The organism is Thiosulfatimonas sediminis (assembly GCF_011398355.1).
GTDB classification, from domain to species: domain Bacteria; phylum Pseudomonadota; class Gammaproteobacteria; order Thiomicrospirales; family Thiomicrospiraceae; genus Thiomicrorhabdus; species Thiomicrorhabdus sediminis_A.
This window is the reverse complement of record NZ_AP021889.1, coordinates 913,861-926,910: the sequence shown is the minus strand read 5'-3', so window position 1 is coordinate 926,910 and position 13,050 is coordinate 913,861. Positions and strand designations below refer to the sequence as shown.

At 43.1% G+C, this 13,050-nt stretch carries 6 protein-coding genes, 1 tRNA gene and 2 pseudogenes; 4 read left to right on the top strand and 5 right to left on the bottom strand.

From position 1 onward, the window contains the following. Nucleotides 1–206: 206 nt before the first annotated feature. From HRR27_RS04260 to HRR27_RS04250, 3 genes and pseudogenes are all read left to right on the top strand, one after another. Nucleotides 207–575: a hypothetical protein gene (locus HRR27_RS04260; RefSeq protein ID WP_173271216.1), complete on the top strand. Its 369-nt coding sequence runs from the start codon at nucleotides 207–209 to the stop codon at nucleotides 573–575. A 449-nt stretch (nucleotides 576–1,024) separates the two neighbouring features. Continuing rightward, entirely contained in the window at nucleotides 1,025–3,616 is a 2,592-nt protein-coding gene (locus tag HRR27_RS04255) for an ATP-binding protein (RefSeq protein WP_173271214.1), read from the top strand. A gap of 54 nt (nucleotides 3,617–3,670) precedes the next feature. Further along, nucleotides 3,671–3,816 (top strand): annotated as a pseudogene (locus HRR27_RS04250) (IS256 family transposase); the annotation flags it as partial. A 105-nt stretch (nucleotides 3,817–3,921) separates the two neighbouring features. Here HRR27_RS04250 and HRR27_RS04245 read toward each other — a convergent pair. The 5 genes and pseudogenes from HRR27_RS04245 to HRR27_RS04220 form a co-directional block, all read right to left on the bottom strand. Further along, nucleotides 3,922–4,980: pseudogene (locus tag HRR27_RS04245) on the bottom strand (ISAs1 family transposase); the annotation flags it as partial. 257 nt (nucleotides 4,981–5,237) lie between these two features. Continuing rightward, nucleotides 5,238–5,687, bottom strand: a complete 450-nt coding sequence (locus HRR27_RS04235) for a hypothetical protein (protein ID WP_173271210.1) — start codon at nucleotides 5,685–5,687, stop codon at nucleotides 5,238–5,240. A gap of 691 nt (nucleotides 5,688–6,378) precedes the next feature. Beyond that, on the bottom strand, nucleotides 6,379–7,119 hold the full coding sequence (istB, locus tag HRR27_RS04230) for an IS21-like element helper ATPase IstB (RefSeq protein ID WP_173271208.1): 741 nt from the start codon (nucleotides 7,117–7,119) through the stop codon (nucleotides 6,379–6,381). Between the two features lie 14 nt (nucleotides 7,120–7,133). Then, a complete protein-coding gene (locus HRR27_RS04225; RefSeq protein WP_173271206.1) occupies nucleotides 7,134–7,517 on the bottom strand; it encodes a hypothetical protein in 384 nt (127 codons plus the stop codon). A 489-nt stretch (nucleotides 7,518–8,006) separates the two neighbouring features. Continuing rightward, a tRNA-Arg gene (locus HRR27_RS04220) sits at nucleotides 8,007–8,083 on the bottom strand. 683 nt (nucleotides 8,084–8,766) lie between these two features. Between HRR27_RS04220 and HRR27_RS04215 the strand changes: the two genes are divergently transcribed. Continuing rightward, nucleotides 8,767–13,014 (top strand): response regulator, encoded by a 4,248-nt coding sequence (locus tag HRR27_RS04215; RefSeq protein WP_173271204.1) that lies wholly within the window; start codon nucleotides 8,767–8,769, stop codon nucleotides 13,012–13,014. The last annotated feature ends 36 nt before the right edge of the window (nucleotides 13,015–13,050 follow it).

Here is a 13,050-nt window from a genome sequence, read left to right as displayed (position 1 = left end):
CGCACTAAAACCCGCAAAATAATGCGGGTTTTTTTATACCTCGACCGATACAAATATCAGAAAATACCAATATAAAAATAAGCAATCTTGCCTAAAAACTATCTATTTCTGTTTCATGCGCAAAACGCGTAGTCTAACAAACAGTTAAGGATTTCCTTTTCTGATATATAACAATCCGCAAGTGTTTGAAATCACGAGGTGCCATTATGAAAAAATCCGTTTTACTCAGTGCCAGCCTACTAACAACCGGTATTTTATTTATCCCTGTAACGCACGCTGATTCCGTGCCGTCAACCAAACAAATTAGCTGTCAATTAATGAAAATCATCGCCCAAGATGTCATTACATCGCGACAAGAAGGCCAAGTAATGACCGCTGTTGCCAATCGAATCTTAGAAGATGGCTGGGAATATAGACAAGCCAACAGCATTGCCTATGACTACATCCAAAAAGCTTACCAAGTGCCAGTGCAACTTGATTCACAAACCAAACAACAAACGATTCAAAGTTTCAGCGCTAAGGCATATAACGACTGCGTCTGTAACTGGAACGCCAAACCTAAAGACGGCATCTAAAACAACACTACACTTTTTTATTTATTCATTTCACTCTAAATTAATTTCAGTAAAGCCCGATCAAGCGATTAATCGGGTTTTTTCATCCTCCCTGCGCTTCCTCAACGATGCAATCATTTTGCTCCCATTGCACATTCCGGCGGACTTGAACGGCTGTTCCGATATTACTTGAACACCTTAAATCAACGCATCCTTGGCTGAGCTATTTTTACATTAAGTGTTCAAGTGCAGTCGGAATATGTACTCATCTATTAATCAATTACGCTTATCCATACATAACATTTACAGAACCAAAATAAGTATGTATACTCATATTTGTAAATTTTTTTACACAAATAGACCTCCCTAGCACGCCCAAAATAAGCCACCGAAGATACTCAGAATATTATTTGCAATTCATACACTGCAATTAGTGATGAGCGACAGCCGCCCCACTCATGGAGAAACCAATGCTCGGTATTCGTAAAATGATGTCAGACCGTTTTGTCAGTGCGCATCAATTTGATGCCACCTTAAATACTGTCGGAATTTTTGCTAGCATGGCATTTTTTTTCAGCATCGCTTTTTACGGATTTGGCGACACCAACGGTGCCAGCGTACTTCTGCTGATAGGGGTTATTTGGAGCGGGGTATTTTTTGTCGGCAAACGCTACAGAAAACAAGCTAACCATCATTGGATTATTCTCAGCGGCTTAGTCTTATTACTGTATTTTCAATTAAGTCAAGGCTCACTACAAACTCCGCATTCTGGATGGCTACTGCTTGTACCAATCTATGCATTAGTCACTTTAGGTGTGATTGCTGGCGGTGTTTGGTTAACTCTCGTGATTATCACACAGATTTTAGCGTTCTACTTTTCTGCAACAATACATAACGAGTTTGCAACTTATCTATCTCAAATTCCAAAAGAATCCAGTCAACTGACTTTTTTAATCAGTATTTGTGGACAACTCATCACTGTATTTATCGCTGTGCTTTTCATTGAAAAAGCACGTAGCAGAGCATTTATCGAAATGCAAAAAAATGCACACGAACTGGAAACAGCCGAGCTGATGCTCAAAACAATCATGAACTCGATTCCTGTGAGCGTCTTTTGGAAAGATATCGAACTCAAATTTCTTGGCTGTAATCAGCGCTTTGCCGAAGACATTGGTAAACAACCGCACGACATCGTTGGCTTAGTTGACGCACAAATACTCAACCCCGAAGAAGCCAGCTGCTCGCATACCAGCGACCAAATCGTCTTAACAAGCAAACAACCACTTTGCGAACAAGAACACGAATACATTCGCGCCAACGGCGACAAAAAATGGTGTCGTATCAGTAAACTTCCATTGCTCAATAAACATCAAGAATTGGTGGGTATTTTAGGAGTATGTGAAGACATCACCACTCTAAAAGAAAAAGAAGAAACCATTGCCAAAGCCAATTCTAGCCTTAATACCGCACAACGAATTGCTCACATTGGCAGTTATGAATGGAACTTAGTTAACGGCGATATTTTCTGGTCAAATGAACATTACCGCATTTTCGGCTACCAAGAAAACAGCTTTATGCCAAACATTTTTGACTTTATTAAGCAGGTAGAAAGCAAAGACCTTGAACGTGTACAACAAGCCATAAATCATGCAATTGAAATCAGCGGCAGATTGGATATCCACTTCAAAATTCGCACCGAAAAGGGCCAACATAAACACATCCACGGTGTCGGCAAAGTCCTTTACGATCAGGATGACCAGGCCATTGCGATGATTGGTACAGCACAAGATGTCAGCGAACGTATTCGCCAAGAAGAAAAGAAAGCCGAAATTGCCGAACAACTAAAAAAATATCAGCAGCACCTTGAACAGCTGGTTGAAGAACGAACCCATGAGCTAACGCTTGCCAACTCAGCCAAACGAGACTTCCTCGCCAATATGAGTCATGAAATTCGCACGCCGATGAATGTCATTATCGGCCTATCTCACCTTGCACTCAAAACCGATCTAAACCCTAAACAGCGTGACTACCTAAATAAAATTCACCGCGCATCCAATTCATTACTGGGGTTAATTAACGATATTCTCGACTTTTCCAAAATTGAAGCCGGCAAAATGGCACTGGAGAACATTCATTTTAAACTGCAAGACTCCCTTGATTTCATCAACACACTGACCATCGACCACATTAATAGAAAACAACTTAGCTTATTTATTGACGTCTTCCCCGACGTGCCAAACCAATTAATTGGTGACCCATTGCGCATAAATCAAATCATTCTTAATCTTGTCAATAACGCCATTAAATTTACCCAGCAAGGTGAAATTCGCATTCAAGTCGAAAGCATTCGCAAAGAGCCAGATCAAATCACCCTTAAATTTTCAATTATCGACAGCGGTATTGGCATGACTTTGAAGCAAAGTGAAAAACTCTTCCAAGCGTTCACACAAGCCGACACCTCGACAACCCGCAACTATGGTGGAACTGGCCTAGGTTTAGCCATCTGCAAATCCTTAACAGAATTAATGGGCGGAAAAATCTGGGTAGAAAGCCGCCCTAATCACGGCAGCACCTTTACTTTTACCGCCAATCTAGGACTCCCCAGCGAACAAAGCCTATCAACCCCCACTTTCAATAGCGCCGATAAAAGCACACATAACACCCCTAAAAACGCTGAAACCGTGCTTAAAAACCTTAAAGCACGCCAGATTCTTTTAGTCGAAGATAATGAAATTAATCAACAGGTCGCCAGCGAACTACTAGAACAAGTCAATATCCAAGTAAGCATTGCGAACAATGGTAAGCAGGCACTGAAAAAAATACACGACCAAGATTATGATTTAGTCTTGATGGACATTCAAATGCCGGTGATGGACGGATATCAAGCCACGCAATCGATACGCCAACAGGCACAATTTGCAGAACTTCCGATTATCGCCATGACCGCGAATGCCATGCGCGAAGACCAGCAAAAATGTCACGAAGCCGGCATGAATGATTTTATTGCCAAACCGATTGAACCTAATGAGCTTTATCAAAAACTTGCTAAATGGCTTAATTAAACAATCGAGGGAGGGGCGTTAAGGGAATTTTTCTGCGTCCATTTTTTCGTAAGCGACAGAAACGGCTTGTTGAAGCTGTTGTATCCAGACATACTCAATGCCTCCAAGAACTGGACTATGCCTGCCCACAATTGGAACCCCCCTTATCGCAACTGGCGATACATTTTGAAGGCCGACTGGACAAGGCGCTGAATATTTAGTACCCAAGGCTTTTGAACACTCTCGCAAAATAATTAAAAATACTTCTTTATGAGCGCAAAAGCTCCATTTTATACGTTGCGTAAATCCCAGTGCAAACGCATGAATCACGATCGCAGTAACCCCATGACTTTAAAAAGATAATTGTCATCCGAGCCACAGGCCATGCGATTGTTTTTGATTCCCAACTTCAATCCGTTCTCTTTTTTGAGTAGATTCAGCGCAATTTGGCGTGTTGTTGCCAAGTTTTCCCCCGCATAACCTTGGCGTGCTCTGCTTTGGTCTTCGTTAAAACTGACATCTAAAACCCAGTGCAGTTTGTTTTCCACTTCCCAGTGTTGGCGTGTGGCCTTGAGCACCGCTTCGGCGCTAAGAATCGGACTCGAAATATAAAAACGAAGTTGGCTACTGCCTTTGCCTTGAGATACTCGATCGACTTGGACCGCCGCAAGGGTTTGAATTTTCGATTCCGATTGCTGAGCGAGCTCTGAGGCGTTAAACACCCAGCTTCGGCGATATTCTTGGCGACCATCCCCCTGTTCAATCTGTTCAGCAAAGCCGACGCCTAATGTGTCCTGAGGATGCGTTTCCCAGTAGGTGGTCAAGTGCTTTTCGACGTCCCTGTACAGGGTTTTCTGATTCTTTTTAACACACAGCAGATAATCGGCTTGGCGCTCGATGACTTTGTGAGCAATCGCTTTTTGGCAACCCATCGCGTCCATCGTGACCAAGCAGCCTTGAATGGCAAGCTGGTCGAGCAAGGCCGGAATCGGAATGGCTTTGATTTCATTGGATTTTGTATCGACCTTATGCTGTCCGTGGGCAACGCCCGCTTGCGTAGCCTACGCATTAACCATGTGAATCGCCTGTTGCTTGGAGAAATCCGATGCCCGGAGTGTTTTGCCGTCAATGGCGACCACACCAATGAGCGGCGTGCTCAGGATCAACTCTTGCACCCAAAGGCTGAAGCGGTCGCGATACACTTGTGGGTCCAGTACGGCAAAGAGGCGGTTAAAGGTGTCATGCGAAGGCACTCCGCCCGCCGGACGCAAAGTGCGTTTAAACCACTTTTCTCGGGTTTGGGCAAAGAGCGCAATGGACTCCCAATCGTCCGCACCGCAGAGCATCGCACAGGTGGCCATAAAAATGACTTCCCCTAAATCGTGTTTGCATTTGGCTTGTTAGCGAGGATCGTCAAGGTGTTGCAGGTGTTCTAACAAAGTCATGCTATCGGCTTTCAAAAAAGCGGGCAGAATGAGTCAACCGACGGCATAATGCAAGCGTCATTGAGTCGATGGTGCTTAAAAAATGTTCATGCGTTCGCCCTGGCGTAAACCCTTGCTTTCCCCTCGCCATCTTTTAATTGTGGCAGCCAATCCTAGTGCAAGCAACTCACTTTTTTATCAGCAGCTCAAGAAAATTATTATTGCTGAGCTAAATGGTCTTTCCCAACTAGATAACCCCAGTCATCATTGTTCTCAGAAACCGCTTCAGTGGTTTTTACGCTCGGTGAGGCTTTTCCCACTGAAGATAAGAAACCAAATCGACTATTACCTTGACGGGTATGTGACTGGTTCAATCGAGTTAACATCTCATCAAAAGCCTTGTTCTTGTAAACAATCATGCAACCATAGTAATTTTCACCCTGCCATTTGCTCTGATGAACGATCCTAACAACGCAATGAACTGTCCCCTCTTGCCTCTCTGAGAGCTCAAAAACAATATGATCGCCTTTCAATAAAACTGCGTTCGAAAGCAAGCTTAAGCCACTCCCGTCCACAGAAACATCCTTGAGAACGGCAGCGCCCGTAATTTTCCGCTTTTCAAGCACACCTTTAAGATGCACTGCGATGCGATTAACTCTAGATTCCATAAGCAATCTCACTACTAATTTATTTAAACCCAAAACAACGATTTAGTTTCGGGTTGGAAACCCTAAGCCTGACAATACAAATTTTAATAAAAACCCCTTGCTTTTGTAAGTGATAGGACTACTTACAGATTACAAACTGGTATTTTTGATGCCACTAAGTTACGAGCAACTTAGTTAAGCGAAGGCTTACAGCACAAGTCGCGTCCATATCCATCGAAAGTATCTATGTCTATTGAATTAAACGCTTTTCCGTCTTCAATATCCGTCAACTGCACTTCGAACTGAATGACTTCACCGATGGGCTTATGACCATTGAAGCTTTACCCGTCACATCGCCTAGGACTTGCTCATCCAAGAACTAACTTACATTGCCGCAAAGGTCAATGAGTTGGACGAAGAACGACTTCATTTTCCTCGCATTCTTCAACCTCGACAACAGCGCCCCAACAAAGCTTAATCATAAAGCGTATATTCGTCAATTTCTAGGCTAACTTCAATCAATGCCAAATCAGGTATCGAGCCGAGCACCAGATCATCCCCAGAAATTGAGTTCAAAGACTTTAAAAACCCCGCGTTTAGATCACCTGCATATTCCGGCGGATTTGAACGGCGGATTTGAACAGTGATTCCGGTTTTACTTGAACACCTAAAATCAACGCATCGTTGGCTGGGCTATTTTTACCTTAAGTGTTCAAGTGACGTCAATCTCTGATTGCGTTTTACGCATCGATTCGCCTTTCAGTTTGATCCGATGTGCGTTGTGCATCAGTCGGTCTAATATCGCATCGGCAAGGGTGTTGTCACCAATCGCTTGATACCACTCTTCGGTTGGCAGTTGACTGATCAGAATCGTGGAACTGCTCCCATGTCGGTCATCCATAATTTCCATCAGGTCATTGCGTTGGGAGGCTTTGAGCGGTTCAAGCCCCCAGTCATCGAGGATCAATAGCGGTAATTTCGCAAGACGCTTGAGTGCCGTTTGATAGGTGCCATCGGCTTTCGCTTGGGTCAACTCCAATAACAGACGACTGATTCGGAAGTACTGCACAGCGTGCCCTTGCAGACAGGCATGGTGCCCCAGGGCACAGGCAAGATAGGTTTTGCCTGAGCCGCAAGGTCCCGTCAGTAAGACATTCTGGTGGCGCTTAATCCACTCTCCTTGAAGCAGGTCTCGCATCACACTGGCTTGAAGTCCTCTGGGGTGTTGATAATCAATGCCTTGAGCCGTCGCCAACAGCTTGAATTTTGCTTGTTTGATTAGGCGCTGTTGTTTGCGATGATCTCGGTCTTGTTGTTCGCTTTGCATCAGGTGTGCTAAGCGTTCCGTGAAGCTGAGATCTTGATAATGATTGGGTTGGTCAATCTGAGTTTGCAAGGCGTGGCGCAGACCGTAGAGTTTGAGCGCATCAATTTGATTGAATAGGGTTTGCATAGCGGTTCTCCGAATTAGTGAAAGCTGTGTGGACCACGAATGTTTTCATGGGACTGAGGCAGAGTGGAATGAACAGTGGTTTCTTCGGGCAGTTGATCTAGATGACTGGTCAGAATGTTTTTCAGCTGCTGTAAGCGAAACAGCTTGTGACGATTCGCTCGCCGACACGCTTGGTTTAATCGCTCTGCCGAGTACTGGCGAGTGAGACCCAATGCGCCTAAACAGACTCGATAGGCCTGTTCTGGATGCGCTTTGGTGGTGAGTTGATGCGTGACCCATGCCAAAACGTCCGGCCCTATGGCCTTAGCTTGGTTTTTTAGACGGCCCGGTGAGACCTTATGCTGGGCAAGATGCGCTTTGGGCATGTGCTGGGCAGCGGTAACAGGCCGGCCGGTCAATTTTCTTGAACCATTCCTGGCAATTGCCCGCAAGCTGTTTAAAGGGTTTTTGGTTGACCTTAATGAGTAAGGCGTTCATGCATTGATTGAGCTCTCCCAGGAAAAAAATGGGTGAATCAGAGTGATGGGGATAAACTTAAGAATCTAAAAATTGTGATTTCCTAAATGCACCACAGGTGAATAATAATCATATTATTAATTATTGCTTATTCTGACAAACCGCGTGCGGGGCGACTATCCCTGCTATTAGACTCCTGTAATTCAGATCGGCATAAGCCCTTATCCGCGTTCTCAGTTATCCAAGCAATCACTATCAACCATTCGCGCGCAATCAGCCCTTTTTTACCCCTTGTGGGTAAAAGCGTCGAGGACTAAATACAAATATAGAAATTTATTTTTTGGTAATTTTTTTGGTAAATACAAGAAAATAGATATTGAATACATAACAAAAAACCCCTGTAAATACATCATTTACAAGGGTTTGAATAATGGCGCGCCCGAAGGGAGTCGAACCCCTAACCGCTCGGTTCGTAGCCGAGTACTCTATCCAATTGAGCTACGGGCGCTTTGATTGTGGCGCGTATTTTAGTTATCAAAAGCGTTTATGTCAAATACTTTTTTTACTTTTTTTTGCGCTAGGCTTTGATGTTGTCTGTCGCTGCCTGATGAGCGCGTATTATAGAGACCTACCCACAAGAGTCAATACCTTTTTTAAAAAAAATCAAAGTGTTTGCAAAACACTGCAAACCACCCCATCTTAGCAGACGATAACCCAACCTTTTAAACAGTTAAAATGCAAATAGCGATGCAAAAAAAGAAAAAATGGGAATATGGATACGCAAAATTGACAGGTTGCTTTTTATTTAGCACAATACTGGTAAGTAGTTCTTACCCGTTAGCTTCTAAAAAATGGCAATACTACCTTAAGAATGCTTAGCCAGATAGATTGGCTTAAAAGTCAGAATCGGAATGACCAAGCCTAGCTACTCCTTGGCCGAACAGATTGAGTGTAAAGCGCTAACCAAACTTTACAAAATTAACACGTCAGAATAAATGACCACTAGCGGAGTATTGTAACGCTTTACCCGCGATTGATTTTTTACGGAGCAATAGGATTTACCCCAGAGTGATACTTTGATACCGATTCATTTTTGGTTACGACCATGATGTGTTACCAGAAAATAGAGCCCTGTTTTAATTCAAGCAAACAACCCGTTTGGTTTTTCAATTTTTTAAGGAATTACTTCGCATGAGAGCGCATAAAATTCATACAGCTGCATTGAGTCTTCAAGCTGTTTCCATTCTCATTTTTGCGCTGTTCGTTTGGGTTCTAGCCGAAAACTTGGTTAGCCTATTTGAAGAAATCAAATGGATTGAGCAGACCAAAAACAGCAATGTCATGATTGATACAACGAATCAGCTTTCCACCGAAGACAATCTAGGCTACAAGTTGATTTACGGCGAAAAAGCCAATTTTGATCAATGGAAAGAGGAGCAATTACGTACTAACCAGCTTATGGATACTTTTTTGAAGCGCTTAGACGATGAACGAATCACCGGTCTGGACGTTGCTTGGAACAACTATCTCGATAAGCGTAACGTGATTGAAGAGTGCGCAACTGGCAAGCGTTGTTACTATTCGCCGTATGATGGTGAAGAAATTCCACCAATTGAATTACAGCACGTGCTAATTAGCACTAAAAAACAACTTTTTAACAGCCATTATTTTAATAAAAATATCACTTCTTTAAGCGACTTCTCATGGCAACTGGAATATTGGACAATCCGCTTTTATCGTTTGCTGACTTTACTTGAACTATACTCTACGCAACCGTCCAAAAAACTGCAGACAGACATTATTAGTTTAAGTTTAATGATGGAGAAAAACGGCTTATTATTGGATGCAGACCAAGCGTTTTTTGCCCGCTATCCCGAACTCTTTGAAAAGCTTGGCGCTATCGCCAAAAGCTACCAGTTAATTAGCATAGACTACCTTCGCCCTCTGCAAAATATGCAAGGCAAAGCGCCCGTTACGCCCAAAATTACCAAAGAGATGCAAACCACACTCAATATGAGCGGTTTTGAACTGCAGTCGATGGTGTGGGAAACCATCATGAAAGAGGTTAACCAGTCGTACCAATCACGTTTCAATCACTTCCTATTCAAAACATTCTTAATGCTATTTGGCATAGTCGCGCTGATTATTTTGATCCGCCTGGTGAAACACAGCGCGCTGGAACCTTTTGCGCAAAACGAAGCCATTTTAGAAGGCGCAGCAGCAGGGATTATCCAAATCAATTCCAAAGGCATCATCACCCGTGTTAATAATGCGGCGGAGAAGATGTTTGGCTATTCAGCCAGCGAAATGCTCCATCAGAATGTCGAAATGCTAATGCCTGCTAACTACGCAAACCATCATCAAGAATACATGGGTAGTTATATGCATACCGGCCATGCCAAAATTATTGGCAAAGACGACCGTGAAGTTGAAGGCCTTCGTAAAAACGGGAAAACCTTCCCATTAGCCTTAGCGGTTTCAGAAATAAAAGACCGCGGCGATCGAGAGTTTATTGGTATTTTGACCGACTTAACCGAACGAAATGAAGCACGTAACGCAACCCAGCTGCGCAATAAACTCCTTGATGCCCTAAAAACAGCAACTGAAGCTTCTGTGGTTAACCATCAACAAGAAAACCAATCTTGGGATAAACTGCTTAAAGTCATACTTGATATTACTGGCAGTGAATTTGGTTTCTTGGGTGAAGTCATTTATAAACCGGACAGTAATAAACGCTGTTTACGTCTGCACGCCCTAAGCAATATCTCTTGGGATAGAGATTCACAGAAACTCTATGAAAGTATTCGCGGTTCAAAAGACGCGTTTTGTTCGCCAGACACTCTCATTGGCGAAGTGCTCTATAAAGAAAAAACGGTTATCAGTAATGATGTTATGAATGATCCACGCGGCGGCAATGCTCCAAAAGGGCATCCAGAACTAAAACGTTACATCGGTATCCCAATCAAGCAGGGCAACAAATTAATTGGTGTTTATGGCCTTGCTAATGCAGACACGCCTTACGATGAATCCATCTTAGAACTACTTGAACCTTTCCACAGTACCTGTATCGTTATGTTCGCCAGCATGAACGAAGCCATTTTGCGTGAGCAATTAATGGATGAACTGCACGATGCGACACAGGAAGCACTACTTGCTAAAGAATTGGCTGAGCAAGCAGCTCAAACCAAAGCGATGTTCCTCGCAAATATGTCACATGAAATTCGCACCCCAATGAATGCGATTATCGGGATGGCTTATTTAGCATTACGCACTGAACTCAACCCTCGTCAGCATTATTATGTTGAAAAAATCCATTACGCCGGCGAGTCTCTATTAAAAATAATCAATGACATTCTAGACTTTTCCAAAGTGGAAGCTGGCAAAATGGACATTGAATTTATTCCGATGAAGCTCGAAGAAGTGTTAACCCATTCAGCCAGCCTACTGGCGGAAACCATTCACAACCGACCGATTGAACTGATTGTTGATTTCAAATCAAAAGACATTCTTGGTGATGCCGGCTGGATTCTCTGTGATCCTTTACGTTTAGAACAAGTCATTACCAACCTACTCTCCAACGCTCTCAAATTCACCGAATCTGGTTTTGTACGTCTTTCAATAGATGGGCACTTTATCGGAAAATTTACCCAAATCCATATTGAAGTGGAAGACACTGGTATCGGCATGACAGAAGGTCAGATTAAAAGCCTTTTCCAGCAATTCACCCAAGCCGACGGCTCAACCACGCGCAAATATGGCGGCACAGGTTTAGGCTTAGCAATTTCACAAAAAATCATTAACTTATTGGGCGGCGAAATTAACGTTAGCAGTCAAATTAATAAGGGTTCACGCTTCTCTTTTGACCTAACGCTACCAATTGCCCCTCAACGCAAAGAGTACAGCGAATGGGATGAAATCATCAAAATTCTGATTATTGATGACATGGAAATTGTGCTGGAAACATTGGACAACCTACTCAGCCTACATGGTTTGCAAGTCACCACTGCTCAAAATGTTGAAGAAGCCAAGGAGCGCTTGCAAAATGAAACTTTCGATTTGATTTTTACCGACCTTGTTATGCCTGACGAAGATGGTGAAGCTCTGCTGCGCTACATTCAACAAAAACACCCTGAACTGTTAAATAAAACCATACTAATTTCCGCTTATGACCCAGAGATAATGGCAGACACCGCAGCGCATTTTGGCATCCAAGACTTCCTCAGCAAACCTCTGTTACCAAAACACGTCAACGCCATACTTAGAAAACACTTCCCACACCTCCACGGCAATGGCGAAGAAGTTGAACAAATTCAAAAAACCACTGAACACTTGAGGTTCAATGGCATGAAAATTCTATTAGCCGAAGACAATCCGCTGAATCAACAAATTGCGGTTGAATTAATGCAATCCAGAGGCGCCAAAGTCATTATTGCCAACAACGGGCAAGAGGCGCTCGATATCCTCTCTAAACATAAACAAGATTATTTCGACATTATCTTTATGGATGTGCAAATGCCTGCAATGGACGGCCACACCGCAACAAAAATGATACGCAAAAACCCGCTATATTCACAATTGCCAATAATCGCCATGACCGCTCATGCGATGCAAGAGGAGCGCCAGCAATGTATTGATAGCGGCATGAATGACCATTTAGGTAAACCCGTTGACCCAGATACGCTATATCAAATTATGGCTAAATATTATGCGGCGCATAGCTCAACCACAGAAAATATCGTTTTTAAACCACAACAAGCCCTGCCCTCGCACAGTGAACAACCCAAGCCAATCAAACCGAAAACTATGAGCATTGACTTGCAAAAAGGCCTTCACTTATCAGGCGACTCAACCAAGCTGTATCACTCAATTCTGAAACAGTTTACCGAGCGTTACGAAAACTTTATTGATGATTTTAAAACGCTGGAGCAATCAGAAAATTACCCCGAACTCGAACGCCTTGCTCACTCACTTAAGGGCGTCAGCTCAACTATCGGAGCGGAGTATCTAAGTGAACAAAGCGGCACTTTAGAAAATTTATTAAAAAATACCAGCAGTATCAACCCTGCAAACACGGCAACCATTGAGGCCCAACTAGAAGCACTACAACCAAGCTTAGAGGTCTTGATTCAAGAAATAAAGGACTATCTCGACACCACTGAGAGCACTGAACAAACACCACAAAAACCAAAAAACACTACTAATGAAGCAACAAATAATGCCGAATCAAGCCCGCAAATTGATCCGCATACTTGTAAACAGACACTGTTGCAATTTAGCGCATTACTGGAAAATTTTGACGGTCAAAGCATCAACTTCTTTGAAGACAACAAAGCGTGTCTTCAACAAGCACTTGGGAAAAAAGTCATCAACAAGCTGCTTAACGAAATCGAAAACTTTGAATTTGACAAAGCACTGCAACTCTTAAAAGAAAATCAGTAAATAAGACACGATTGCTCAAATACCTTATTTGAGCAA